The 25,028-nt window shown below is 69.1% G+C and carries 21 protein-coding genes and 1 pseudogene; 14 read left to right on the top strand and 8 right to left on the bottom strand.

What is annotated here, in order from left to right; genetic code table 11:
• The first annotated feature begins 36 nt into the window (after positions 1-36).
• Positions 37-822 (top strand): SGNH/GDSL hydrolase family protein, encoded by a 786-nt coding sequence (locus ACPXBU_RS25810; RefSeq protein ID WP_425760007.1) that lies wholly within the window; start codon positions 37-39, stop codon positions 820-822.
• A gap of 281 nt (positions 823-1,103) precedes the next feature.
• Here the strand turns inward: ACPXBU_RS25810 and ACPXBU_RS25805 are convergent, their stop codons facing one another.
• The 3 genes from ACPXBU_RS25805 to ACPXBU_RS25795 form a co-directional block, all read right to left on the bottom strand.
• On the bottom strand, positions 1,104-1,958 hold the full coding sequence (locus ACPXBU_RS25805; protein WP_425760006.1) for a hypothetical protein: 855 nt from the start codon (positions 1,956-1,958) through the stop codon (positions 1,104-1,106).
• A gap of 205 nt (positions 1,959-2,163) precedes the next feature.
• Entirely contained in the window at positions 2,164-2,598 is a 435-nt protein-coding gene (locus tag ACPXBU_RS25800; RefSeq protein WP_425760005.1) for a hypothetical protein, read from the bottom strand.
• 218 nt (positions 2,599-2,816) lie between these two features.
• Positions 2,817-3,302, bottom strand: a complete 486-nt coding sequence (locus ACPXBU_RS25795; RefSeq protein ID WP_425760004.1) for an HIT family protein — start codon at positions 3,300-3,302, stop codon at positions 2,817-2,819.
• Positions 3,303-3,585: 283 nt separating this feature from the next.
• Between ACPXBU_RS25795 and ACPXBU_RS25790 the strand changes: the two genes are divergently transcribed.
• From ACPXBU_RS25790 to ACPXBU_RS25755, 8 genes are all read left to right on the top strand, one after another.
• Positions 3,586-5,391: a BTAD domain-containing putative transcriptional regulator gene (locus tag ACPXBU_RS25790; RefSeq protein ID WP_425760003.1), complete on the top strand. Its 1,806-nt coding sequence runs from the start codon at positions 3,586-3,588 to the stop codon at positions 5,389-5,391.
• Positions 5,392-5,393: 2 nt separating this feature from the next.
• Positions 5,394-6,854: a toll/interleukin-1 receptor domain-containing protein gene (locus tag ACPXBU_RS25785; protein WP_425760002.1), complete on the top strand. Its 1,461-nt coding sequence runs from the start codon at positions 5,394-5,396 to the stop codon at positions 6,852-6,854.
• 66 nt (positions 6,855-6,920) lie between these two features.
• Positions 6,921-9,212: a protein kinase domain-containing protein gene (locus ACPXBU_RS25780; RefSeq protein WP_425760001.1), complete on the top strand. Its 2,292-nt coding sequence runs from the start codon at positions 6,921-6,923 to the stop codon at positions 9,210-9,212.
• Positions 9,209-10,519 (top strand): hypothetical protein, encoded by a 1,311-nt coding sequence (locus ACPXBU_RS25775; protein ID WP_425760000.1) that lies wholly within the window; start codon positions 9,209-9,211, stop codon positions 10,517-10,519. The genes ACPXBU_RS25780 and ACPXBU_RS25775 overlap by 4 nt, the downstream gene beginning before the upstream one ends.
• Entirely contained in the window at positions 10,516-12,372 is a 1,857-nt protein-coding gene (locus ACPXBU_RS25770; RefSeq protein WP_393362419.1) for an AAA family ATPase, read from the top strand. Before ACPXBU_RS25775 ends, ACPXBU_RS25770 begins: the two co-directional genes overlap by 4 nt.
• Positions 12,369-13,007: a 4Fe-4S cluster-binding domain-containing protein gene (locus ACPXBU_RS25765; RefSeq protein WP_425759999.1), complete on the top strand. Its 639-nt coding sequence runs from the start codon at positions 12,369-12,371 to the stop codon at positions 13,005-13,007. Before ACPXBU_RS25770 ends, ACPXBU_RS25765 begins: the two co-directional genes overlap by 4 nt.
• The gene (locus tag ACPXBU_RS25760) at positions 12,995-13,531 is read left to right on the top strand and encodes an FHA domain-containing protein (RefSeq protein WP_425759998.1); all 537 of its coding nucleotides are present in this window, start codon (positions 12,995-12,997) and stop codon (positions 13,529-13,531) included. The genes ACPXBU_RS25765 and ACPXBU_RS25760 overlap by 13 nt, the downstream gene beginning before the upstream one ends.
• A 170-nt stretch (positions 13,532-13,701) precedes the next feature.
• On the top strand, positions 13,702-14,613 hold the full coding sequence (locus ACPXBU_RS25755) for a hypothetical protein (protein WP_425759997.1): 912 nt from the start codon (positions 13,702-13,704) through the stop codon (positions 14,611-14,613).
• Between the two features lie 554 nt (positions 14,614-15,167).
• Here ACPXBU_RS25755 and ACPXBU_RS25750 read toward each other — a convergent pair.
• Entirely contained in the window at positions 15,168-15,794 is a 627-nt protein-coding gene (locus ACPXBU_RS25750; RefSeq protein ID WP_425759995.1) for a TetR/AcrR family transcriptional regulator, read from the bottom strand.
• 39 nt (positions 15,795-15,833) lie between these two features.
• Between ACPXBU_RS25750 and ACPXBU_RS25745 the strand changes: the two genes are divergently transcribed.
• The 3 genes from ACPXBU_RS25745 (at position 15,834) to ACPXBU_RS25735 (ending at position 17,936) form a co-directional block, all read left to right on the top strand.
• Positions 15,834-16,574 (top strand): hypothetical protein, encoded by a 741-nt coding sequence (locus tag ACPXBU_RS25745; protein ID WP_425759994.1) that lies wholly within the window; start codon positions 15,834-15,836, stop codon positions 16,572-16,574.
• Between the two features lie 352 nt (positions 16,575-16,926).
• Complete coding sequence (locus ACPXBU_RS25740; RefSeq protein ID WP_425759993.1) at positions 16,927-17,070, top strand: hypothetical protein; 144 nt, start codon at positions 16,927-16,929, stop codon at positions 17,068-17,070.
• A 101-nt stretch (positions 17,071-17,171) separates the two neighbouring features.
• Positions 17,172-17,936 (top strand): hypothetical protein, encoded by a 765-nt coding sequence (locus tag ACPXBU_RS25735; RefSeq protein WP_425759992.1) that lies wholly within the window; start codon positions 17,172-17,174, stop codon positions 17,934-17,936.
• 548 nt (positions 17,937-18,484) lie between these two features.
• Here the strand turns inward: ACPXBU_RS25735 and ACPXBU_RS25730 are convergent.
• A complete protein-coding gene (locus ACPXBU_RS25730; RefSeq protein ID WP_425759991.1) occupies positions 18,485-19,561 on the bottom strand; it encodes a cellulose binding domain-containing protein in 1,077 nt (358 codons plus the stop codon).
• Positions 19,562-20,304: 743 nt separating this feature from the next.
• Here ACPXBU_RS25730 and nhaA point away from each other — a divergent pair.
• Both nhaA and ACPXBU_RS25720 read left to right on the top strand, forming a co-directional pair.
• Entirely contained in the window at positions 20,305-21,627 is a 1,323-nt protein-coding gene (gene nhaA / locus ACPXBU_RS25725) for a Na+/H+ antiporter NhaA (RefSeq protein ID WP_425759990.1), read from the top strand.
• 70 nt (positions 21,628-21,697) lie between these two features.
• On the top strand, positions 21,698-22,144 hold the full coding sequence (locus ACPXBU_RS25720; RefSeq protein ID WP_393362455.1) for a CBS domain-containing protein: 447 nt from the start codon (positions 21,698-21,700) through the stop codon (positions 22,142-22,144).
• A gap of 3 nt (positions 22,145-22,147) precedes the next feature.
• Here ACPXBU_RS25720 and ACPXBU_RS25715 read toward each other — a convergent pair whose 3' ends face one another.
• From ACPXBU_RS25715 to ACPXBU_RS25705, 3 genes and pseudogenes are all read right to left on the bottom strand, one after another.
• Positions 22,148-23,437: an SLC13 family permease gene (locus ACPXBU_RS25715; RefSeq protein WP_425759989.1), complete on the bottom strand. Its 1,290-nt coding sequence runs from the start codon at positions 23,435-23,437 to the stop codon at positions 22,148-22,150.
• Between the two features lie 169 nt (positions 23,438-23,606).
• A pseudogene (locus tag ACPXBU_RS25710) lies at positions 23,607-23,842 on the bottom strand (two-component sensor histidine kinase); the annotation flags it as partial.
• 415 nt (positions 23,843-24,257) lie between these two features.
• Entirely contained in the window at positions 24,258-24,947 is a 690-nt protein-coding gene (locus ACPXBU_RS25705) for a class I SAM-dependent methyltransferase (protein ID WP_425759987.1), read from the bottom strand.
• Positions 24,948-25,028: the final 81 nt, after the last annotated feature.

Below are 25,028 nucleotides of genomic sequence, written 5' to 3'. Positions count from 1 at the left end.
ATTGGCATAACGGTGTTATAAGGGGGAGGCGATTGGATGTTGGGGCCACGACAGTTCCGAGCACGGATCCCGCGACTTGCCGAAGCGCACGGAGATGACTGGGGAACGGTGGCCGGCGACGGAGAGCCACTTCGGCTGGCCGTGCTCGGCGACTCCGCCGCAGCCGGGGTCGGTGCGCCCGACCATCAGGCGGCCTTGGCCGGTCAGACTGCGTTTGCACTCGCCGCGCTGACCGGGCGGCACCTGTCCTGGCGGGTCGTGGCACGATCGGGAGCCACGGCCAGAACGATCCGACGAGACTTGGTGGACGGCATCACCGATCCACACACGCGCTGGAGCCCACACCTGGTCCTCGTGGTCGTGGGGGTCAACGACGCGGTCCGGTTGCGGCGACCCGGCCGGTTTCGGCGCGACGTCGAGCATCTGGTGGCGGTGATTCGGCGTCGGCTCGGTGCCCCGATCCCTGTGCTTCTGGCTGGGCTGCCCCCCGTGCACCGCTTTCCCGCCCTGCCTGCGCCGGTGCGGCTGCTGCTGGGGACCCACGCGCGCCGGCTGGACCGTCAACTCGCGCGCCTCGCTCGACGGGACACGGGCGTGTTCCACCTGCCGGTCGGGCACTTGCCCATCGATCGAGACGACTTCTTCGCCTCGGATCGCTTCCATCCCGGCCCAGCCGGATACCGCGTGTGGGGCCGAACGCTGGGTGCACAGGCGGCCACGATCGTCGACGCAGTCCTGCCTATGACCGTGGAACCGAATGGTGCCGGTCAGCGTGAGGGCCACACGCGGGGTGCAACTGCAGAAGAAGCCGGCCGGAGGTAGCCGGCGGGCAACATCCGCACACCGGCAGAAGCGGGCACCGCCCTCGTCCCTACGGAGAACGCCGACGCCGACTCCTTCGGGAAGAGATCACCGCCCTGGTGACCGCGCCTTGTGCCATCACCGCCGTGCTTCGCGACGCTCACCCGGCCGACAGGGCCGATGAGTGGACAGCGTGCCATCGAGCGGCGCCGCGAACGTTTCCGCGCTGGCCAGCGGCAGGGTTCGCGGTCGCCGTCCGAGTGCTGCGGGGATCAGACCTAGTTTTGGTATTCCGCGCCTGATCACCCGCCGAGGTGGTCGAGCACGGCTTGCGCGTTCCGGACCACGACCGCGATCCTCTGCTGGGCGGCGCGCAGATCCTGGGCGTGCGCCTGAATCATCGCGGTCTGGTACGCGGACTCGACTGAGAACCAGACGCCCACGACGTTGTTACGGGTCTTGCACGCGACGTCCGCGGTCGCGGTCCGCTTCTCGGCGGATGAGGGCGTGGCCGGCCGCAGATCCGCGGCTGCCGCAGCAGTCAACGGGTCGACGTAGTTGAAGCCCTGTTCGTGCATGCACGCAGACCATCTGCCGAACACCTGGCGCATCCGGTTGTCCGCCCGCGCCTGGTCGAAAGCGTTGAAGTCGATCGAGGTGACAAGGTGCTCGGCGATGTCCTCAGGGCTCGTGAGCTGCAGTTTGCGGCCCGCCTCGCCCGCGCAGCCGCCCGCTGGCACCTCGTGCCCCTGGTAGGTGCGGGTGGGCTGGCCGGCCAGTGCCGGGCGGCCGTCCTCGCTGCCGGTCCAGACGAGCATTTCGGCGGGTGGCACGGCGGCACCCGGCTCTGTGCGGGCGATGGTGCCTTCACCCGGTGCGAGGTGGTACCCCCACCTGGCGGCGACGGCCGGGTCGGTGACGCCGTACCGGCGCGACATCCGCTCAGGGCCCGCGCCGCCGGTGGCAGCGGGATGTCCGCGATCGATCCCGAAGCGTCGCATGCAGTCCTCGACCAGGATGGATCGAGCCCGGTTCAGTGCGACGCGCTGCTCGCCGTCGAGCCGGTACGCCTCGATGGGCAGAACCAGTCCCGCAACACCGTCGGCGCTGCGCATCTCGGGGACCGCGGGTGGACTGGTGATCGTGATCCCACCCACGCCACCATGGTCACCTGTGCCGTCCGGGTCGGGAGAGCAAGCCGCCGCGGTCGCGAGCAGCAGCATGAGTGCGCCCCATCGGGCGGTTCTTCGTCCGTGCGATGCCATGTTCGCTGCCCCCGGCTGCTGTCGGTGGTACGTGACGCCGCCGCGGCAGGGCTGGCGGCGTCACGTGCCACGAGGGTCTGACGTGTCTGGATGACGGCTAGTTGGCGGACCAGGAAAGCGACCGGTTGTTGTTGGTGAGACCGGCGAGGCTGTACGGCGCACTACCCTGATCGCAGCAGACGCCCAGCTGGTACGCCGCGCCAGTCATGCCGGGCTCGGACCAGATCACCGGCCGCCACCTCGTGTCGTAGTTCGACGCCGAGCCGGCGTTGTTCCAAACCCGGGTGCCGTGGCCGGACCCGGACGGCCCGAAGTAGAGGGCCGGGCTCTTCATGTCGTTGATCAAGCCGTTGAGGCAGATGGAGGCACCCTGCTGCTGTTGGCCGTAGTACAGGACAACCGGACCGCCGTAGCGGACCGTGCAGTTGGTTTCGACCCCGGCCGACGCCGATTCGGGGAAGGCGATCAGCGTGGCGGTGCAGGCGGTGACGGCAGTGACGAGTCCGTGCAGGACTTTTCGGTTGAGTTTCACGGGTTTCTCCCTTGGTGCCTGGTCATACGGCCGGGCATTCGCAAATTGGTTCGGTCCTTGTACCTTTCCGCTGGCGATCGTCGTTGAGCGGCCAGCGCATAGGGCAAACGTTGAGATCCGCGGAGGCGCTGGACGGACCGGCCACCGCCGCATTTCCCGTACGCGGTCGGCGGCCTTACCCGCGTGGCGAGGCTCGGATGACCGTCATGGTCCGGGTGTCAGACCTGGCCGACTTGTCGTCCCCCTGCTGCGGGCGGAGGCGCCCGGGAACGGGGCGGCATGGCGGCATGGATCCGTTCAGCGGTCTGCTCTAGCCGGGCGCTGTCGATTGTGGGTGCCCGCGCCGGCCAGATGGTCTGGATCGGATCCCCGTGCCAGCGGGGAACCAGGTGTATGTGAAGGTGCGGAATCGTCTGTGAGGCAGCCTGGCCGGCCGAGATGATCAGGTTCAGTCCGTCCGACGCGAGTGCCTCTCTGATGGCATGGGACACGTCGAGAACGGTGTCCATGAGCGGCTGGACGTCCTCCGAGGCCAGGGCCCACAGGTCGGTCACGTGCCTTCGAGGTATCACCAGAGTGTGCCCGGCGGCCGCGGGCAGCAGCGGGACGAAGGCCATCGTCTGCGGGGTTTCATAAATCCGCAGAGCCGTTGCCGTGCCGTCACCGATCTCGCAGAACACGCAGGTCCCGACGTCGTCGTTCATCCGTTCGCCCCTCTTCTGCCGCATGTTCCCATCAGAAGCGAGAGCCGAATTTCTCCGGCATCGACGCGTTCACCGTTCTGGTATGCGCTGCTCCCATACCGCGCCCGGTTCTGCTTCAGTCGAGGTGGAAAAGTCGACGCGTGGTGGAGGGAGTGAAGGCACCATGCCGCTACCGCAGAAGTGCCTTCCGCCAGCGAGCAGGGTGGTCTGGGCGGCCCGAATTGCCGAGGTGGTCGGAGAGATGACCGCGTATATTCGAGTTCTCCCATGGGTGGAGGCCCCAGTGAAGTTCTCGGTGCTCGGTCCGCTGCGGGCTCTCCGGAACGGCCACCCCGTCGTCCTGCGTGGTCATCGGGAGCGGAGGATTCTGGCGGGGCTGCTGACCAGGCCGAACGGGCTGGTCACGCACGATCGGTTGGTCCGGGTGGTGTGGGACGACCCTCCCGCGACGGCGCGACGACAACTGCAGAACTGCGTCTGGCAGTTGCGGCGCCAACTCCACGAAGAGGTCGGAGGAGAGCCGATCAGTGGAGCCCCTGAGGGCTACCAGATCAACGTCGACCGGACCGACCTCGACGCGCTGGTCTTCGACAAGCTCCTCGACGAGGCTCGTCGGCTCAGCGGGCGCCACCAGGACCAGGAGGCGATCGACGCGTACGACGAGGCACTCAGCCTGTGGCGAGGAGCGGTGGCGCTCGACGGGGTGCGGACCTCTTGGATCGAGGCTTGGGCGGCCAAGCTAGACGAGCGCCGAATCTGCGGCCTGGAGGAGCGGGCGGAGGTCCACCTGCGACTGAGTCACCACCAGGCGGTGGCCTCCGAACTGACGGGGTTGGTCGCCGAACACCCACTGCGGGAACGACTCGTCGGGCAACTGATGGTCGCGCTGTACCGCGGCGGTAGGCAGGCAGACGCCCTCCGGGAATACCGGCATCTGGCCCACCGGCTCGCCGAGCTGGGGCTGACTCCCAGCCCGCACCTGGGACAGCTGCAGGTGATGATCCTCCGCAACGACGCGGCCCTGGAGGTCAGCTCCCAGTCGTCGGGGCCTCCGCGAGCCCGGTCTGCCGTGGCGCCGTCCCGGGGAGCGGACCCGAATCCGGTCCCACTGCCCGCGGCGTGGCTTCCGTCGACGCTGCCGGACCGCCCGGTTGACGGTGCGTCACCGTTCGAAGAACTGCTGCGCCGTATGCGGCAGGCGGCGCAGACGACCAGCCCTCGGGTGTTGCTACCGACCCTCGCCGCGCAGGTGCGGACCCTGCGAGGGCTCGCCGAGGTCAGCATGCTGGCCGAACGCGTGGAGATTCTTCGACTGGCCGCCAGGTACGCCGAGTTCACCGGTTGGATGGCACAGGAGGCCGGCGATGACGCGGCCTGTCTGCAATGGACCCGCACTGCTGTCGCTCTTGCCGCAGCTGGCGGCGACGGGGATTTCGGCCGGTTGTTCGCAATCCGTCAGGCAGATATCGCCCTCTACGACGACGATCCGGCACGCACCTTGATCGCTGTCGCACCAGTGGTGAGGGACGCGGCCGCTCCGCCGCAACTCCGGCGGCTGGCGTTGGAACGGGTCGCTCAGGGCTCCGCCCTCATCGGCAGGTCGGACGACTTCCACGCGGCGGTGGCGGAGGTGGGCCGGGCGCATCGACAGTTGGCCGGCGGGATGCCCGTGTTCGGGTCGGGCAACATGCCGGATCCGGCGGCGATTGTGCAGGGGTGGGGGCTTGTCGATCTCGGGTCGTACCGGGAGGCGGCGCACATCCTCGATCGGGAGGTGCTCAGGATCAGCCCGGCGGCGAGCCGGGCCCGCGCCCGGTATGGCGTTCGCCGACTACTCGCCCACGTCGGCGCCGGCCACCTCGATGCGGCCCTGGAACTCGCTCCGGACGTGCTGGACGGCATCGAACTGGTCGACTCGGCGACCATCCGCACCGACCTGCGCCGACTGCGGCGGCTGCTGGCCCGCTGGTACCAGGACCCCACGGTCGCACCGTTGACCGCCCGGCTCACCGAGGTCCTGACCCCGGCGGCACGAGCCGACGCGTACGGCCTTGGGCCGGCCGACGATTCCACCCGACGGATCGGGTGAGCATGAGCGGCATCTTCATGAACTATCGCCGCCACTTCCGTGAGGCCGGCGACGACAGCGAACCCGCTCTGGTCGAGGCGCTCGCCGACCGACTCCGGCGGCACTTCGGGGACACCGAGGTGTTCCTGGATGTGGAGTCAATCCCCGTCGGCGAGCGGTACCCCAGCCAGCTCCGGGACCGGCTGAGGGACGCCGAGGTGCTGATCGCCATCATCGGTCCCGGCTGGCTGGCGGAGACCCGGCATCGGGCGACCCGGCCGGCAAAGGACTGGGTCCGCTGGGAGATCGCGGAGGCGTTGCGGCTACCGGGCATGGTTGTCGTCCCGGTCCTGCTGGGCGAGACCCCTGTCCCGGTGGCGGATGACCTTCCGGCGGACATGCGTGACCTTTCGGCACGCCAGTCGCAGCGTATCCGGCACGGCACCTTCCGCCTCGACGTCATCCGGTTGATCGAGGCGCTGGAGGCGCACGTCCGCCCGACCTGGATTCCGCCCGAGGAGCCCGCGAAGAAGTCCGGAGTCTCCGGACGGCTGACGAGGATTCTCGCCGCTGCGGTCGGACCAGCGATCCTCGCCACCGTTCCGTACTACTCACAAGCAAACGAATCAGAATCGGATTCGCCTCTCGGGTTTTTGCAGACCTACGCACTGTTTGTCTTTTTCGTCGCCCTGTTGCCTGTTGTCTTACTAGCTGCAGCGTTGCATCTGGCGGAATCCTTGAACAGGTTCGAACGCGCCATCTTGGTAGCGAACCCGGCAGCCATGCTGCTGGGGCAGGGCATGGCGATGACTTTCATCCTGGGACTGATTCTTGGCGTGCTGGTGGCCCCCAATGCGACCGACGAAAGCCTCAGCTTTCTGATCTCATTTGTCCTGGTGTTTATGGCCGTGCCGATTTTTGGTGGCTATTACGTCATCCTTGAGCAGGCTGCACGGCAGTGGCCGCCGGCTGTCACGGTCCGCGGTGAGGCCGCCGGCGGCCGCGCCCTCCGGGTGATGGCACAGTACCGGCAACGTTCGGCCTCCCGATCCTTGCCGTTGTCCCGCCTGGAGCGCGATCAGACCGCGTGGCTGCACGGGCGCCTCGAGGAGGCGATGAACGGTCTGCGCGAGGAGACTCGGCGAGGCTGGGTCAACCAGATCAAGTCGATGGAAAGCTTCTTCATATTCCTCATCTCGCTTGAACTTCCGACCGCCACTCTCCCCTCCCTGTTGCTTCCGTGGGCATTCAGTCGTCACGGTGCGAGCCCGGTTTGGATCGTGGGCGGTGTCGTGGTAGCTGTTGTTGTCCCCATCCTCGGGCCGTTGGCGTGGGTGCTCTACGTACGCGTGAAACGACTGGGGACCGAACGGATCGCGGATGAGATCGACTCGTTTCTGCGCGAGCTTGAGACCACGCTGGCCGCCGGTCATCAGTCGGTGTCCGTGGGTTCGCACCCGCTGTCCATAGGGGATTCACAATGAGCAGAGCTGGCGCGAGCGCGACGGGTCACCACGCCACGACGCGATCGAGCGGGCGGTAGGCGGCAGGTGAACCCGCGACCGCCTGCCGAGGGTGACGTGCCGCCGACGCGCCGCGAGGCCGATCAGGCCGTCGACCCCGGGCCACAGGTTCCCGCCACACGCCGGGAGCACCCGGCCGAGTCCGGGGTGGCCGTACCGGTGACCGCCGGTCTGCTGCGGCTGCCCGACCGGGTGTCGGGCTGGTCGGTGATCGCGGCGTTGCCGGCGGGCGCGGAGGCCGACGTCTTTCTGCTGCGCGACGCGGCGGGCCACGACCGGGTGTTGAAGATCTACCGGCCGGGGATCGTCATCGACGAGGACGCGGTCGACCGGCTGATCGGGCTGCGCAGCGAGAGGTTGGTGACGCCCATCGACTTCGGTGTCGCGGAGGGCCGGCGCTGGGAGCTGACCGAGTATTTACCGGCTGGCACCCTGGCGGACTTCGTCGACCAAAGCCCCCGCCCGATGCCGCCGGAACTGCTGCGGCACGTGGTCGCCGAGCTGACCGAGGCGCTCGGCGAACTGCACTCGGCGACAATCGTGCACGGCGACCTCAAACCGTCGAACATCATGGTCCGGAGCCTTCCGCCGGACCTCCGGCTGGCGCTGGCCGACTTCGGACTGAGCAGATACCTCGGTCCAGCATCGGTGCGATTTACCAGCCGCGGCGTGACGTTCGCCTACGCGGCACCGGAGAGTTTCGCCGGCGCCTACTCCCCGGCGGGCGACTGGTGGGCCGTCGGTGTGGTGGTCCGACAACTGGCCACCGGCCAAGCCCCGTTCGAGGGTCTCGACGAGCGAATCATCCAGCACGAGGTGACGGTCCGGGGCGCATCCGTCGACGGTGTCGCGGACCACCGGCTGCGGCTTCTCTGCGAAGGGCTCCTGGTCAGCGACCCAGACCATCGGTGGGGCGAGGCGCAGGTCCGGCGGTGGCTGTCCGGCGGATCGCCCGAGGTGCACCGTCCGGCCTCGACGTCACGTGCCGCGCCGCTGATCCTGAAGGGGGTGCCCTACCGCACCCGCGCGCAGGTCGCGCGCGCGATGGCGGCCCACTGGAGCGACGCGGCGGACATGTTCCTGCGACGCGTCGGCACGCGAAAAGACCCAGGCGAGGGGTGGCGCGTGCTGCGCGCCTGGCTGGAGCAGTTCGACGACGATGTCGACGAACGGATCCGGCTGATCGACCAGACGTTGACCCACCCGGATCACACCCCCGATGTGCGAATGGTGCATTTGCTGCGCTGGCTGGACCGGGGGCAACCGGCGACCTACCTGGGGCTGCGAGTGGGGTCGGAGCACCTCGCCGATGCGGCGGCTGTGGCGGTGAGGGAGCCGGACGGCCGTGCGGCCACGGCGGTCCGCGACCTGTGGCGATACTCGCTCCTGCCGGTGCTCGCCGACTTCGGCGACGGCCAGGCCCTCGTGCAGGTGGACACACGCTGGCGGAGCTCGGCACAGGACCTCGACGCGCTCGCCACCCGGGTCGATTTGCCACCACAGGCTTCGTCGATGCTGGCGGCGCGCCGAACCGAGCACCGGGCCGTCCTGCTCAGCGTCGCCGCCGATCCGGATCGGTTGCGACCGCTGCTGGACAGCGCGGTTCGGGATCGCGGAGAAATTACCGAGCACCTGGACTGGTTCGAGGCACTGCCTCCGGTGACCGACGTGGCCAGCGCGCTGTGTGTGTTGACGGTCGTCCCCGCCGCCGTGCAGGAGTGCGCCGGCATCGTCGAGGCCCGTACCCGGGGACAGCGCGTTCTCGACGAGGAACTGAAGCAGCTCAAGGCCGGACGGCCGAAGGCCCTATTGTTCGCCGCGGCGGCCTCCCTGATCTGGGCGCTGGCCGTCGCCGCTCCCGTGTTCCTGCCCCATCTTCTTCCCGACCCACGTCTCGTGATCAGACACTGGTCGGTCCCCGTCGCGGAATGGCTGGTGCCCACCCTGGCCGAGGTCGGCTTCGCGGTGCGGGCTGGATCCTTCTACCATCCGCGCTGGTCCGCGCTCGACCGAATGCGGTGGCTGGCTCGGCGGGTGCCCACCGGCTGGGCGGCGCTTCGCAGGGGCGCCAACCGCGTCCGGGGCGGCGCTCCGCCGCTGCTGCTCGGTGTGCTGACGTTGGCCTGCTGCTGCGGCGTTCCGTTCCTCTGGTCGGCAGGACTACTGGCCGTCGCCATGGTCGCGCTCATCGGGCCACTGGTGCATCTCGGCTGGACCGGCACCCGGATATGGCGTTTCGGTCAGGTCCGTCGACAACGAAGCCGTGACTTGCTCGGCAGCGAACTCACTCAGCGGCGAAACGGGAGGGAAGCGGAATGAGCGCTGGCAGTGTGGTGGTGTTCCCGGTGGGGGCCGTGATCGGCACCGCAACCGTCGTCGGAATCCGCGCCACGGCGGCACTCGGCAGGCTACTCGAGGTGAGCCCAGGCGAGGCAGCCGCCCGCAACGCGCGGATCCGGGCACACACCACCGCGCGACGGCAGGCCGTCGCCGCCCAGGAGTCGCAGCGGGACCAGGCCGTCCACGCCTGGGAACTGCGACTTGAACGCCGGGCGGCCGCCCGGGTCGACGCGGCGTATGCGGCGTCCGCCCTCGCACAGCAAGGACTGCCGGCGGAGCCCGCGCTGGCCCGGCCCTCCGACTCGGCGCCCGAATCGGTCTGGGACGCCTGGTGCGACGACGTCAACCGGGTCCTGGAGGGAGTGTTCAGGCGGGCCTCCGCCGCCCGGACGGTCACCGCGGCACGGGGTCTCGCGGACCTGCTGCCACCGGTGTCGGCCGCGGCGCTGCGGACCGCGGCGGACGAGATTGACGAGCCGGAGCCGCTGCCCGGCGGTGGTTCGGACCCCGCCGCCGCCGTGGTGCGCATCCTCGCGGGCCTGCACCCGATGGCCGCCGCTGAGGATCGTGCCAGAGCCGAGGCCGCCGCCGCTGACGTCTGGCGCCGGCCCGACGAGCGACGGCCGCGCCTGCGGCAGGTGCAACTGCGGGTGCAGGAGGCCAACAAGCGGGCGCGGGTCCGTCGCTCGGACGCCGTCGTCGCGGCGGAACTGCTGGACGCGATGGAACCGTACGCGGCGCAGCAGGATCTTGACGCCGGCGCCCTACACCGGGCCAGGGCGGGCCTCGTCGACGTGGTGTCCGGCCGGGCGGAGCTCAACGACCAATTGTTGAACGAGGTTGAGCAACTGCGGTCGGAGATGGAGGAGCGAGCGTTGGCGATCGCGCTCCAGGATGCTGTGGCGGACGCGCTGACCGAGATGGGCTACAGCGTGGGCACCGAGTTCAGCGTCGGGCAACCCAGCACGGGCAGGCTCGCGGTGAGCCGACCCGACGACGCGGACCACCTGGTGCGTTTGAAAGTCGACGCAGGGGCACGCCGGATGCAGTCGATGGTCTACCGGACCGGACCCGGCGAGAACCCCCACGCCGACGCGGCAGCCGAGCACCGCTGGTGCGCCGACCTGGAACAGGCACTGGCCAGTCTCCGGGAGGCCGGCTTGCCGTGCGCGCACACCGAGCTGCGTCACCCGGGCGCCGAACCCACGCCCCGCACGGCTCCGCGGCAGCGCACCGAGCCCCGGCGCCGGCTCAGAGGCCGCGAGGCGGAGGGAGACGTACGGTGATCGACGACCTCGCGGGCTGGCCGGCGTTCGCCCGCGAACTGCACGCGACACTGCCGACCCAGTCGCAGTACGTGTTGTGGGGCAACGCCCACGACTCGTACCTCATCGACACGCCCAGCGGGGTGCGGCTGCTGTCCCTCACCGACGTGATACGTGAGCTGCTGGACCGGAGCGGCTACACGTTCGTACTCGATCATGATCTGATCGATTCCGGTGCCGTGCACCAGATCGGCAGAAGCGACGTGACGACTGCAACCCGTGCCCTCCTCGACGACGGGTATCGCCCCGGCGGCCCGACGCCCGACCTGGGCGCGCTGTTCGTCCAGCTCGCCGCGATCGCCCAGCCACGCACCAATGTGCGGGCGGCAGCCATCGTCCGAGCGGCGCACCTGCTGCGGCATCCGAGCGATCCGGACGACGCCGAGCGGCAGTTCCTGCGCCGCATGGAGAAGCTGGCCCGGTCGGCGCGGCCGGTCGCGGCCGAATCCGGTCGGACCCAGAGCCTGTACAACCCGGTGATTTGGTTGGTGGAGAACGAAAGTGACCTGCCGGCCTGGCTGACCGCGGGCAAGGACCGGATCCGCGTGATCAGCCTGCCCCGACCGGACTACGGCGATCGCGAACGCTGCGCCCGCCGGCTGCTGCACAGCCAGATCCCGGACGCGACGTTGCACGAGCGGGCTCGCTCGTTCGCCGAGCAGTCCGAAGGCCTCACCCTGCAGGGCATGATCGAAGTGACCAGGCTGGCACGTGATCGTGGGCTGAGCCCGGAGCAATGGCCCGACGCGACCCGAACGTTCAAGCTCGGGGTATTGGACAATCCCTGGCGCCGCGACTACCTGCACACCCGGATCCGAGACGGGGAACGGTCCCTGCCCCAGCGGATCATCGGCCAGCGCCAAGCCGTGACCAAAACCCTTGACATCCTCAAACGCGCCGCTCTCGGCCTGTCCGGCGCCCATGCGGCGCGGGCATCGTCACGCCCCCGCGGAGTTCTGTTCTTCGCCGGTCCGACAGGGGTGGGCAAGACCGAGTTGGCCAAGGCGGTGGCCCATGTGGTGTTCGGCGACGAGGCGGCCTACCTGCGGTTCGACATGAGCGAGTTCTCCGCCGAGCACGCCGGCGATCGGCTGATCGGTGCTCCACCGGGCTACGTCGGTTTCGAAGCCGGCGGAGAACTCACCAACGCCGTGCGTCAGCAACCCTTTCGGGTGATTCTGTTCGACGAGATCGAAAAGAGCCATCCGCGCATCCTCGACAAGTTCCTGCAGATCCTCGAGGACGGGCGGCTCACCGACGGCCGCGGCGGTACTGTCCACTTCTCCGAATGCATCCTGATCTTCACCAGCAACCTCGGCATGTACGTCGACGACGGCACGGGCCAGTTGACGCCGACGGCTACGCCGGGCACTCCCTACGACCAGGTCGAGGCGATCGTGCGGGCAGCGATCGAGGATCACTTCACCCGGGTCCTCGGTCGACCCGAGCTGCTCAACCGCCTCGGCGACAACATCGTGGTGTTCGACTTCATCGGGCCGGAAGCGGCCGAACAGATCTTCGAACTCCAATTCGGCAACGTGCTCCGGCGCCTCAGCGAAGAACACCACGTGTCGGTCACGCTCGACCAGCCGGTCCATGCGCGCGTGCTCAGGGAGTGCACGCGCGACCTGTCCCGAGGCGGCCGGGGGATCGGCTCCGCCCTGGAGACCGCGCTCGTCAACCCGCTGGCCCGCGCCCTGTTCGACCGGCTGGCGGCACCGGCGGGCGACGCGCCGGCGTCCGGCGACACCACGTCGCTCGTCATGACGGCTTGGCGGCGTCAGGCCGGCGTCATCACCGTGGAGCTCTCATGACGACCATCGAGATCAGTCGCCTCCACCACCCGGTCACCACCCTGGGATACGGCAGGAGAGCCGGAATCTGGCTGCAAGGCTGCACCCTCGCCTGCACCGGCTGCCTCGCCCAGGACACCTGGCCTCGCCGCCCCGACCGGTCGGTCCCCGTCGAGGAGGTGCTCGACTGGCTCACGTCGCTTCCTCGACCGATCGACGGTGTGACGATCTCCGGCGGCGAACCGCTCCAGCAGCCGGTCGCGCTCGCCGCGCTCCTCCGCGGGATAGCCACCTGGCGGCACACCAGGCCGATCGACATCCTGCTCTACACGGGATACGGCTGGTCGCGTGCCGCACGACTGCCAGAGCTGCGCGCAAGCTGCGACGCCGTGGTCGCGGGTAGGTACGTCGAGCGGCGTAACAACGGCGACACCCCACTGCGTGGCTCGGCGAACCAACGCGTCATCACCCTCAGCCCGCTGGGCCACCAGCGATACGGCGAGGCCGCTCAGCTCGTCCGGGCAGGCTTGCAGACCGGCGTACTCGACGGCCGGCTGTGGCTGGTCGGGATCCCACGGCCCGGCGAGCTCGACCAGATCGCCGATCATCTGAGGGCCCGCGGCATCGGCGTCGGGGAATCGACATGGAGCGGCTGATCTGCCGCGCCTGCGGCGCACCGGTCGGCTCCGGTGACATCGTGTGCGGGAACCCGGACTGCTATGCGAACCTCACCGCCGTCTCGGCGGTCATCGAGGCCGACAACCTCGTCACCCCGCGGCCGATCGACCCGGTCGCCGTGGACATCACCTGTCCGTCGTGCGGAACGGCGTGTCCGGCGGGGAGCCGGATGTGCCCTCACTGCCTCAGCGTGCTCGAAACCGTCCTGACGATCGCGTTGCTCGACCCGCCGTGGCAGACAATGCTCGAGGCCGGAGGAACCCTGATCCTCGGTCGGGACCCCGGCTCGCCCGCGGCGGCCGCGCTGTCCGGCCACGACGCTGTCTCGCGACGACACGCGGCTGTTACGACGGCGCCGGACGGGGCCGCGACGGTGACCGACCTGTACTCCACGAACGGTACCTGGCTGGACCAACGGCGGCTTGAACCCGGCGTACGCCACCCACTTCAACCTGGGGCCACCCTGCGACTCGCATCGACCGCGACGTTTCAGGTCGAGTGACAACCCGAGCCAATCGCCCCCGGCGCAGCGGGTACTCAACTTCCGGCCTTCGGAACGGGGCAAGGGGCGGGGCGGGCGTGATACCGGCGCAGCTCATCGGCCGCCTTCCTGAGCGCCGCGCCCAACAGCGCCTCACCCCGTCGGAGCAACTCCCCGACGAGATCGAGGGGGTGCCGGTCGACGTCATCGAGAGCAATCCCGTACCGAATGTGGATGTCCGGCACTCTCGGCACGATCCTGTCCTCGGTGGCATCAACGTCGGAACCCTCAAGGTCGGAGGTCCCGGCACCGGAGACCCGGGGACGCTGGGGGCCATCGTGTTCGAACGGGGCACGCTGCGGCCTCTGGCGTTGACGAACTGGCACGTGGCGGTCGCTGATCCGCCGGTCACGATGGATCCGATGATCCAACCCGACCCGGTTGCGCCCGATCCGGAGCCGCCGAACAACTTCCTTGGCCGCCTGCTGCGCTGGGACCAGGGTCTGGATGCCGCCGTGAGTTCGATCGGCGAGCAGGACGGCAGTCGCAGCCGGAACGTGTCCACCGACATCGAAGGGCTGCCACTGCCGGCATCCGGTAGCAACCCGCACGTCGTCGGCCTCAAGGTGCTCAAGTCCGGGCTGCGGACCGGAGTCACCGGCGGCACCATCGACGGCACGGACGGCACCGAGTTCTCGGTCGTTCCCGACGACTTCGCATTGCCTCAGGGGGTGCTCGGCGATCACGGCGACTCGGGGGCGTTGTGGCTGGACCGGAACACCTTCACGGCGGTCGGACTGCATTTCGCGAGTATCAGCAGCCCAGAGGTCCGGGCGTGGGGGAAGTCGTTGTCCAGGATCTGCGACACGTTGAACATCTTCGTGCTGGACGTCGCAGCCATCGGCACCCCGCGGATCGACGGGCACTGCCGTGTGCTGGCCTCCACCCGCGCCGATGCTCCCTGCAATCTGCGAATCGTCTATCCCAGCGGGCGCACCAGCCACGCGAGAGGACTTGGTGCGGCGACCGCCGATGCCCAGGGGTTGGTCAGGTGGCAGTGGCGCATCGGGTCGAGCACCAGGCGCATGCCGGCGTCAAGATGAGCGCCCATCTGACCCTGGACGGTGCGGAGCATCTCCTCTTCGCAGAGCTCGAAGGCACCACGGATCTGTCGGGATGAATTGGAAGGGCGCCAACCTGCACCCAATCTGCTCCCAGTTGCAAGGCCGTGCCACCCGGCACCTCCTTACCGCCGTGACCTTCGCGCACTCCCCTACCAAGGAACATAGAGAACCGTCGACTGCCGCCCGGAACCGCGGAGCACTCCGCGGTGACATAGGACGCCGCACCCCCTCTGAGCTGCGGCAACGTGGAGCCACAGGCAGGGGTGGGTGCAGTTGAGCGCCGTTCGATGCCGTTGGGCGCAGTTCAAGGCCGTCCGGGGCACCCCGCTGCTCCCAACCTGCTCCCCCCAAACCGGGCCCGCGCCGCCCGCCGACCACGACCGACCGTGAAATGCCGGCCCAGTACCCATGCTTGGCGCCGGCGCTGGCTCCCGCAGTCGCATCGGTCGAAAGGTGGCGTGGCCTTCGTAGGCGTCGTCTACCTCTTAATCTTCCGTACCATTTCGGCCTGTCATGAGGCGCCTCATGGCACGTCAGGTCAGGAGTTCGCGGGCCAGGGCCTCGGTCCACCAGCGTTCGACTTGATCGGGTTGCCAGCCACGTTCGTCGGTCAGTGTGGTGTAGACGTCGATGTTGCAGACCGCCGCGTAGATATCGACGGCCGACGGAATGTCCAATCCTTGCCGGAGTACGCCGCCCGGCCAGGACGAGAACACCTGGATCCTGGTTTCGTCCCCCCGCCGACGGCCGTCGCGGTAGACGCTCGCCAGCTCGGGCTCGGTGCGGCCCGCCTCGCGCACGAGCGTGATGACGTCACCGGCGCGCTCGAAGAGGCGCCGGTCGTAGCCGGCCATCGCCGCGAGTTGCCGCACCGGATCGTTCTCGGCCCCTTCCAGTTCGGCGAGCGACTGCGATGGATCCGCGGCGATGTCTGCCGCGTCGGCCAGGGCTTGGATCAGCCCGGTCTTGTTCCCGTACACCGCGTAGACGGTCGGCACCGAGACCCCGGCCTCCCGCGCCACGTCACGTACCGTGGTCGCCGCCCAGCCCCGGGAGAGGAACAGCCGACGAGCGGCGCTGGCGATCTCACCCCTGGTCTCTGCCGCTTGCGCCGCCCGGCGCAGCGACTCGTACCTGCGCCTGCCTGCCTCGGCGGTCATGACTTGCCCCCTTCGGTTTCCGGACCTTATATTGAATATATGTTGCGTAAACTTCGCGTCGGAAGTACCTGGACGTTCTCACGGATCGCCGGCCTCGCCGGACTCGGCTTCGCCATCCTGATCGTCTCCATCAACGCCTTCCTGGTACCAGCCGGCCTGCCCCACACCGGCGCAGAGACCAACGACGTTGTCCAGTTTTTCACCACCCAACAGAACACCGTCGGCCTCGCGTCAGCACTCGCACCGATCGCCTGGGTGCTGGCCACCCTCTTCGGCGCCGGCGCGGTCTCCGTGCTGTGGCGTTCCGACCTCGAGCAAGGCACAGCCTGGTCCCTGGTCGGGTTCGCCGGGGTGATCCTGCAGAACATCACCTTCACCGGCGTGATGGCCACCCGGCTCGCGCTCGCGTCAACGACCGCGCAGGACAGCAGCACGATCGCCGGGCTCTGGGCACTACACAACGCGCTGTTCATCTTCAACGGCACCTTCTTGGCACTGGCCATGACCGGCCTGTCCATCAGCGGCCGACGCGCCGGCCTGATCCGCCGCTGGCACAGCGGGATCGGTTTGCTTGCCGCCGCACTCCAGTTCGGCTCGGCCGTGCTGAGCCCTCTGGCCATCGACGACCCCGGTACGGTCGGTCTCCTCGGCCTTGTCGGCTGGCTAATCTGGGTCGTGTGGGTCGTCGCCTACGGCATCACCCTGATCCGCCCGACATCCGTTCCCATCCAGGCGATACCGAACAACCGACGCACCGGTCCCGTTGAGTCATTTCGATGAGACCATCGGCAGGCCGATCTACCCGACGGCCAGCGTCGCCATCCAGCACAGCAGCGCGTCGAACCGCCGGAGAGCGCGCAGGCATAGACATCCGCTCATCGGCTACTTATCGACTGGTGGTGCCACCGCAACCCAGCCAGGTTTGGCCGAGCTGACTGGTGGGGTCGCTCTTTCTACGGCTGTCCACCGCCATCAGGTGTGACTGGCTCATGGCAAGTGTCCCGTCGGTCAGCATGGCAGGTGGTGTGCCCGCTCAGCCGAGACGAGCTGCGGCGGTGGCACCGCATCTGCCGGCAAGTCGCCTCGTGATCGACGCGGCCCTCCTCTTCGCGCGGGTGCCATACTCGCCGACGTGAGTTCGCCGCTGGAAACCTTCGCCGGGCTGCTCGATCGCTCCATCCGAGAAATCGCAACTCTGGCCATGGACGCCCGGAGCTTCGACGCGACTCGCATCGGCCGCGTCGCCGACATCTGGGACAACAACACTCTGCCCTGACGGCACAACCGTCGGAGGCGGGATTGCAGGTACATCTGACCCTGGCCGCTCCACGGCGGTTCACACCCAGTACCGGACGTGCCTCGCGAGACGGATCCCCGTTGCCCTGGCCGGCCGCTCCGCTGAGGTTCACCTTCAACGGGGTCACCGACCTGCTGTTCGACGCCGAGGACCGGATCGGCATGGCCGTAAGCCGCACCAGCTCCGGGTCAGCCGTGACGATCGGGCGGAGCGGTCGCCTGCACGCGACCGAGGCTTCAGTGTGGCCCGACGACCCGCGATGGTACGAGTCGACGGCCGGCCAGGCGGCCGACCTAGCCACGCCACACACACGGCCGCAACGGCGGAAGCCGGTACCGACGTCGACCCTGCCCGCACCGCAGCGGGCCGCCACTCGAGCGCTCGTCATGTTGATGCTCCACGCTCGGCTTGTGCATCACTATCCGAACCTCGCAGCTGGCGTACCGATCGTCAGCATCTGCCGTGTCGCCGCCGACGCGGGTAGCGCCATCCTTGCGGCGGGCGCACGCCGTGGATCGGCGCGCCAGACGGCATTCGCGGAGCTCGAACAATGGTGGCGTCACGTACCGCCCGAGGTGCCGCCTGAGGCGATCCGCTTCGGCCCGGTCATGCTGCGTCACGCGCGGTACGACGAGCCCCACGACGACGACGTCCCTCGCCACGGCTGTGCCGTCCTCCTCGCCGCGGTGCCAGGCGCAGACCCCGCAGGACCTTGGACTCTCACCAGCGAGGAGATCACCCGACCGTCGCGGTTTCGGATAACCAGTAGCGCGTTCGACCACGGTCAGCACATCCACGACGACGGCGGATTTCTCCGCGTCGCCGACGCGCTCGTCGTCCGCTGAACCGCGAGCAGATCACGGCTGCCTGTATCGCCGAACCGGCGGCATCACCGATGCATGTCGCGGGAGAGGTCAAGCAAACCCGGCTACGCGACCTACGCGTACCGCCACTGGGAAGTCCACCGGATACGCACCACAGCGACGACCGTCGAACTCGACGATGCCACCCGCGTCGATCAAATCGGCTGCTACATCACCGGGCTGATCGTCGTGCGGTGGCCGCCCGCCCGAGGCGGGGACCGTTCGTGACAGCGGGCTCGCGCAATGTTTCCTCCGCTCGCGAATTCCGATAGAGACGCTGTCGGCAGCCGCTCTTTGACAGGTGCGGACGCCGCCCTACCGCTTCCGCGGCAGCGCCAGCGCTGACGCCTTCGGGACGCCGAAGGTCCCGGTCAGGGCACTGCCCGTGGGATCGGTGTCTCGAATGACGGAACTGCGGCGGACTCCAGCAAGCTCACCCGCAACGCCAAGGCTCCAGCAAGCTGTTTGAGGCGACCACCGCAGGTTCACCCACAAGGACCTTGGTCAGCCCTCAACGGAGGGCCGAGGCGCTAATGGATGGTGAAGGTCAGCGGGTTCGAGATGCCGAGGCCGCCGTGGGAATCGTGGACCCGCACGGTGAAGGTGGACGACGTGCCGGCCGACAGGGCCGTCTGGAACTGGTAGCGCTGTCCGCTGATGGTCGGCGTCACGGCCAGCCGGGTTGCGCCGAGGTAAAGCTCCACCCGGCTGACGAGGTCCCCGGGGTCGGTGTCGGCGACGTCGGCGACCAGCGTGACGGTCGTCGGCTCGAGGAAGTAGGTCTGCCCGCCGGGGGTGCTCAACGCCACCGCCGGCGGGTGGTTGGTGTCGGTGGACGCCGGCGTCACCACCGTGACCAGCAACGGCGGCGCAGCGCCAGACAGCGACTGGTCGGTGCCGGCCGAGACGTACAGCACGAAGGTGGTGCTGGTGCCGGGCTCCCCGATCGGTGGTGTCCACAGCGCCTCGTACCGGTCGCCGGTCGTCCTCACCCCCCGGGCCACCGTGACGCCGTCCACCCGGAACGACACCGAGGTGATGCCGTGGCCGCCTCCCACGGTCGCGGTCGCCGCCAGCGGGACGGTTCCCGGCGTGGTGTACACCGCGCCGGCGGTCGGGCTGAGCCAGGTGACGATCGCCGGGTAGTCAGCGACCGGCGGTGTGGTCGTCCGGGTCGGCGTCACGCTGGGCAGGACGCCGCCGGTGCACGTGACGCCGTTGAGCGTGAACGACGCCGGTACGGGGTTGCTGCCCGACCAGGCGCCAACGAAACCGATGTTCGCGGAGCCATTGGTGCCCAGGGTCGCGTTCCAGCCCAGATTGGTCGCGCTGACCTGCTGGCCCGCCTGGGCCCAGGTGGCGCTCCAGGTTTGCGTGAGCCGCTGGTCGACTGCAGGGAAAGCGAACCGCAGCGTCCACCCGTTGACTGGCTCACCCACGTTGGTGACCGCGATGTCGGCGTGGAAGCCACCGGTCCACTGGCTGGTCACGACGTAGTTCACCCGACACCCGGCCGCCGCGTTCGCCGCACTGGCGTGTGAGATCGCGGCCGTCATCGCGACCATGGCAACAGCGATGGCGGCCACAGCAGTCAGCGACTTCCGCATGGCACACCTCACCGCAGATAGCTGAACGTCTATGAGAATGTCGACTGTCCTGCTGCTTCGCCTTCCTGTCAAGGCACGCACGGCAGTCCTGCCGCCGGCAGGACAACGGACAGCCCGCCCATGGCTGATCGGTAGCGGCCACAGGGCCGAGCAGGCAGAAGAGTGGACAGCGCAGCTTCCCGCCTGGACCGCGACTGACCGCCAGGTCCTGACGACTTCGCGTCAAAGAACGCAACGACGTGGGCGGCCAAGTCACGGCAGGAAGCCGAGCGCCGCGTACGCGACCTCGCAATGTGGACCGACGAGTGGACAGATCACCAGACCGACGGCCATCAGTCAGCCCCGAGCCACAGCGCGAGGCACCCTCGTGATGTGGGCGCCGGTGCCGCTCTCCGAGCCGGCTGGTGGCATCGTCGTCGCCGAGTTTTCGACATCGGCCTGTCCCGCTCCCTGCCATGGAAGCGGCGGCCCGACACCGCAAGGCTGCTCGACGCCCTCGCCGAAGGTGCCGTCGCTGTACTCGATGGCGGCCGGGTACGCGCCGCCGGTGTTCAACGGCGCCTCCCAGCCGACCGGCTGACGCCGCCGGCACCCCACGTAGCAGTGGTGCTCGGTCTGGGGAAAAGACGCCTGCGACTGATGCGCAGCGACGAGGGGCACCGCCGGCAGTAGGTGGTCCAGGCACCTGCAGCGGTAGGCGCCGGTACGATGGGTTCCGGTGCGCCGGGAAGTCTGGTCGGCAAATGGCTCCGACCTGTCTTCCGAAAGTTGGCCCGCTTGTGACGTCGAACCCTCAGTCGCCCCCTCGTGTCCTCGGCCGTGGTTCCTGGGCCGAGGCACGTCGCATCGCCGACGTGCTGCGCAAGGAGACGATCGGCGGCGCGCTCCTGCTGATCGGTGCCGTCGTGGCCTTGATCTGGGCGAACTCGCCGTGGGCGCACCGCTACGAGGCGATGACGGCGCTCACCATCGGGCCGCACGCGCTGCACCTTGACCTGTCGCTGGCGATGTGGGCGGCCGACGGGTTGCTGGCGATCTTCTTCTTCGTCGCCGGTCTCGAACTCAAGCGCGAGTTCGTCGCCGGTGATCTGCGTGATCCCCGCCGGGCCGCGGTCCCGGTCGCCGCCGCGGTCGGTGGCGTACTCGTGCCGGCCTTGCTGTACGCGGTGGTGAACTGGGGCGGCGCGGTGAAGGGCTGGGCGATTCCGACCGCCACCGACATCGCGTTCGCCCTTGCCGTGCTGGCGGTGATCGGCCGGCATCTGCCGAGCGCGCTGCGTACCTTCCTGCTGACCCTGGCGGTGGTGGACGACCTGTTGGCGATCGTCATCATCGCGGTCTTCTACACCGCTCACCTGTCGGTGCTGCCGCTGCTGGCCGCGGCGGTGCCGCTGGGCTTGTTCGCGCTGCTGGTGCAGCGTCGGGTGCGCTCGTGGTGGTTGCTGCTGCCGCTGGCGTTCGCGACCTGGGCGCTGGTGCACGCCTCCGGTGTGCACGCCACCGTTGCCGGGGTGTTGCTCGCCTTCGCCGTCCCGGTGCTGCGTTCCAGGAACGCCGGGCCCGGGCCCGGTCTGGCGGAGCACTTCGAGCACCGATTCCGGCCGATCTCCGCCGGCGTCGCGGTGCCGGTGTTCGCGCTGATGTCCGCCGGGGTGGCCGTCGGCGGGCTCGACGGCCTGGTGCAGGCGGTCGCCGACCCCGTCGCTGTGGGCATCATGCTCGGTCTGGTCGTCGGCAAGCCGATCGGCATCCTGCTGGCGACCTGGCTCGTCGCCCGTTTCACCCGGGCCCGGCTGGACGCGGGATTGGCCTGGATCGACGTGGCCGGGCTGGCCGTGTTGGCGGGTATCGGGTTCACCGTCTCGCTGCTGATCGGCGAACTCGCCTTCGGCATCGGCAGCGACGCCGACGGCCGGGTCAAGATCGCCGTGTTGGCCGGTTCCCTGATCGCCGCAGTACTCGCCATGGTCATCTTGCGGGTGCGCAACCGCGTGTACCAGCAGATTTACGAGGCCGAGCAGGTCGACCGTGACCGTGACGACGTTCCCGACGTCTACCAGCAGTAGGTCGGCCGCGGGTGGGCTGACACGCGGCATCGGCGCGGTCGAGGCGGCGGCCCGGGCGTATCGTCGGTGCATGCGCGCGAGCGACGTGGCGATCCAGATGGAAACCGTTACCGAGGACATGCCGGCACGGGAGGCCGCGCGGATCCTGGCGGCGCAGGACCTACCCGGCCTGATCGTGGTGGACACCATGGGCCGTCCCTCGACGGTGCTGGCCGGCACGCAGGTGCTGCGGATGGCGCTGCCGTCCTACTGCCAGGACGATCCGGCGCTGGCCCGGGTGATCGACGAGGCCGCCGCCGACGTGATCCTGGAGGGCATCGGTAACCGCACCGTCGCGGACCTGCTGCCCCGCAACCGTCCGGGCCTGCCGGCGGTCAGCGCCGACGCCACTCTGCTCGAGGTCGCCTCGGTGATGGCCCGCTCGAATGTGCCGCTGGTCGCGGTCGTCGACGGCAATCGGGTGATGACCGGAGCGATCACCCTGGACGGGCTGCTCGACCGGATGCTCGGCACCTGAGCGTCAGAAGAACCGCAGCCACAGATACGGCACCGCGATCGCCACCGAGATCACGGTGACGATGAGACCGTACTTGGTGAACCCCCAAAACGTAATCTTGTGCCCGGCGCGATCGGCGATCCCGAGCACCACCACGTTCGCCGAGGCGCCGACGGCAGTGGCGTTACCGCCGAAGTCAGCCCCGATGGCGAGGGCCCACCAGAGCACCTGAGCCTTACCGATCCCGCCTTCGGCGTTCACCAGCTCGCTCACGATCGGGCTCATCGTGGCCACGTACGGGATGTTGTCCACGATCGCCGACAACCCGGCCGATGCCCACAGCAGCAACATGGTGGCCGGCCACAGCTTGCCCGCGACGGCCTCGGTCGCCGACCGGGCGATGCTGTCGATCACCCCGGTGGCGACCAGAGCCCCCACCATGATGAACAGGCCGGCGAAGAACACAAGCGTCGGCCACTCGACCTCCTTGGCCACGTCCTCCGCGTCCAGTCGGGACAACGCCAGCAGCAGCAGGCCGCCGAGGATGGCCACCACCGACGGCTCCAGGTGCAGCACCGTGTGCAGGCTGAACGCGAGCAGCACCGCGCCGAGGACCACCAGGCTGATCACGACGAGGCGGCGGTCGCGAATGGCGTCCGCCTCCCGCAGCGCCATGATCCGGGCGGCGCGCTCGGCGTCGTAGCGGAAGGCCTTGCGGAACATGATCCGGCACAGGCCGATGAACACGACGATCACGATCAGCACCAGCGGGGCCATGACGTTCAGGAAGTCTGTGAAACTCAACCCCGACCGGCTGGCGATGATGATGTTCGGTGGGTCGCCGACCAGGGTGGCCGCGCCACCGATGTTGGACGCCATCACCTCGGCGATCAAGAACGGGACCGGCGGCACACCGAGCCGCTCGCAGACCAGCAGCGTCACCGGCGCTACCAGCAGCACGGTGGTGACGTTGTCCAGTGCCGCCGACACGATGGCGGTCACCACGACCAGGATGACCATGATCGGGAACGGGCGGCCTCGGGCCTTCTTGGCGCTCCAGATCGCCAGGTACTCGAACAGGCCGGTGCGTTTCAGCACGCCGACGATCAGCATCATCCCCAGCAGCAGGAAGATGACGTTCCAGTCGATGCCGGCCTCTTCGGAGAAGAACGCGTGCTCGGCGTCGGTGGCCCCGATCGCCAGCATGATCGACGCCCCACCCAGGGCCACCGCCACCCGGTTGATCTTCTCCGTGGCGATGAGGACGTAGGCGGTGGCGAATACGGCCACCGCGATCCAGGCCAGGGTGCTCATGCGGCGCTTCTCCTGTTCTGGTCAGCCGTCATCACAACGCCGACCAGACTTCCCGGCACACCTGAGATCAACCTATCAGCCTGGTCGGTCAGCAACGGGCGTGCCGACCCTGGGCGAGAGGTGCATCCCCTGCGGTGACACCCTCGCTGCCGGCCAAGGCCTGGCGGGGCTGTCCGTCAACGCGGACCCGCTGCACCGCCGGCTGCCCGGACGCCACAAGACGTCGCAGGTCCACGGGGATGGCCGCGGTGGGACCGGGATCCGCGGTGCGCGCGTACCACTCGCCGTTGAGGTGCAGGACCGGGCGGCGGCCGCCACCGGTGTCCAGCGACCGGAGCACCTGTACGACGTCGGGGTCTCGGTGTCGATCCCGGCGCGGACGACTGTCGCGTCGAAGTACGCGGCACCCTCCTGGATCCGTGCGCTATCCCCGTTCGCGCACCTGCCTGCGGTGCCGATATCGGCGCCGGCGTGGCCAGCAGCGTCGGTGATGGCCGGCATCGCCGCAGTAGGAGTGGTCGCCGGCACGATCGGCTACCGCCGGCGTGACCTGGATTCCTGACCAGCCGTTACTTCGCATTTGCCTGACCTTCCTCGGCCTCACCGTCGATATCCGGCACGGCAGTCGCCGCAGGGTCGCCGGCAGGCCGACGCGGGACCGCTATCCGTCGACACACCCGCCGCAGCGCGTGGTGCCAGTTGGGCGTGTCGCGGGTGTCGTCGCCATCTCGACGACAGGGCGGCCCGCGGTAGCCGGGCCCGGCGGGCATGGTGCTCCCTGGGCAGGCCGCGGTGATCACCGGCCGAGGCCTTGCTCGGTTCACGTTGGGTTGACCGCGCCAGAGCTGTCCGCGGCCAGCTCGCCGAACCAGCGGTGATCGCGGCGGAACACCTCGCGGATCGTGAGTCCGGCCGTTGATGCCACCCCGGCGACCGCCATCGTGTCGAGCCGCGCCCACCGGAAGGGTGGCCCGAGGCGCGATCCACCGCCGGCGGCCTGGAGGGCCAGTTGAGCCTGACCGCGCCACAATCCCGGACCTGGTGCTTCGAGTTCGACGAGCACGGTGCCGCCGGGGCGCAGCAGGTCGTGGCACCGACCGAGCAGGGTGGTGGGGTCACCGCCGATGCCGATGTTTCCGTCGATCAGTAGCACGTGCGCCCAACGTCCCTCGGCGGGCAGCGGGGCGAAGACATCCCGCTGGAGGGCGATCGCGCCTCGTGCCCGGGTCAGGCGGACCGCTTGCGCGGAGATGTCGACTCCGACCGCTGTCAGTCCGGCCCGGGTGAGGGCCAGTGTGAGTCGGCCTGGACCGCAGCCCAGGTCGAGGGTCGGCCCGGTGCACCGGGCGACGAGTGCGGCCACCGCCGGCTCGGCGGGGCCGTGCCACCGGCGTACCGGTAGGCGGCTGCGCCAGCCGTTGTCGCCGTGCACCAGCCAGTGGTCGTCGGTGCGGCACCGCAACGCGCTGGCGAATGCGTCGGCCGGTCTGGTCCGTACGCTGCGGTTCACCGTGGGATTCCGAGCGTCAGGCTGCGCCGGACCGCCGCGACCTGACGCGCGAAGCGGCTGCCGTTACCGTGCTGCTCCGGT

It is taken from the genome of Micromonospora sp. DT231, from assembly GCF_049847025.1.
GTDB lineage: Bacteria > Actinomycetota > Actinomycetes > Mycobacteriales > Micromonosporaceae > Micromonospora.
This window is presented reverse-complemented; position numbering and strand designations above follow the sequence as displayed.

What these genes read in the sequence shown, in the direction of transcription:
- ACPXBU_RS25760 (WP_425759998.1), top strand. Translation starts at nt 12,995, where the DNA reads ATGGAGCGGCTGATCTGCCGCGCCTGCGGCGCACCGGTCGGCTCCGGT.
- ACPXBU_RS25745 (WP_425759994.1), top strand. Translation starts at nt 15,834, where the DNA reads ATGTTGCGTAAACTTCGCGTCGGAAGTACCTGGACGTTCTCACGGATC.
- ACPXBU_RS25765 (WP_425759999.1), top strand. Translation starts at nt 12,369, where the DNA reads ATGACGACCATCGAGATCAGTCGCCTCCACCACCCGGTCACCACCCTG.
- ACPXBU_RS25750 (WP_425759995.1), bottom strand. Translation starts at nt 15,794, where the DNA reads ATGACCGCCGAGGCAGGCAGGCGCAGGTACGAGTCGCTGCGCCGGGCG.
- ACPXBU_RS25785 (WP_425760002.1), top strand. Translation starts at nt 5,394, where the DNA reads ATGAGCGGCATCTTCATGAACTATCGCCGCCACTTCCGTGAGGCCGGC.
- ACPXBU_RS25715 (WP_425759989.1), bottom strand. Translation starts at nt 23,437, where the DNA reads ATGAGCACCCTGGCCTGGATCGCGGTGGCCGTATTCGCCACCGCCTAC.
- ACPXBU_RS25810 (WP_425760007.1), top strand. Translation starts at nt 37, where the DNA reads ATGTTGGGGCCACGACAGTTCCGAGCACGGATCCCGCGACTTGCCGAA.
- ACPXBU_RS25795 (WP_425760004.1), bottom strand. Translation starts at nt 3,302, where the DNA reads ATGAACGACGACGTCGGGACCTGCGTGTTCTGCGAGATCGGTGACGGC.
- ACPXBU_RS25775 (WP_425760000.1), top strand. Translation starts at nt 9,209, where the DNA reads ATGAGCGCTGGCAGTGTGGTGGTGTTCCCGGTGGGGGCCGTGATCGGC.
- ACPXBU_RS25730 (WP_425759991.1), bottom strand. Translation starts at nt 19,561, where the DNA reads ATGCGGAAGTCGCTGACTGCTGTGGCCGCCATCGCTGTTGCCATGGTC.
- ACPXBU_RS25720 (WP_393362455.1), top strand. Translation starts at nt 21,698, where the DNA reads ATGCGCGCGAGCGACGTGGCGATCCAGATGGAAACCGTTACCGAGGAC.
- nhaA (WP_425759990.1), top strand. Translation starts at nt 20,305, where the DNA reads ATGGCTCCGACCTGTCTTCCGAAAGTTGGCCCGCTTGTGACGTCGAAC.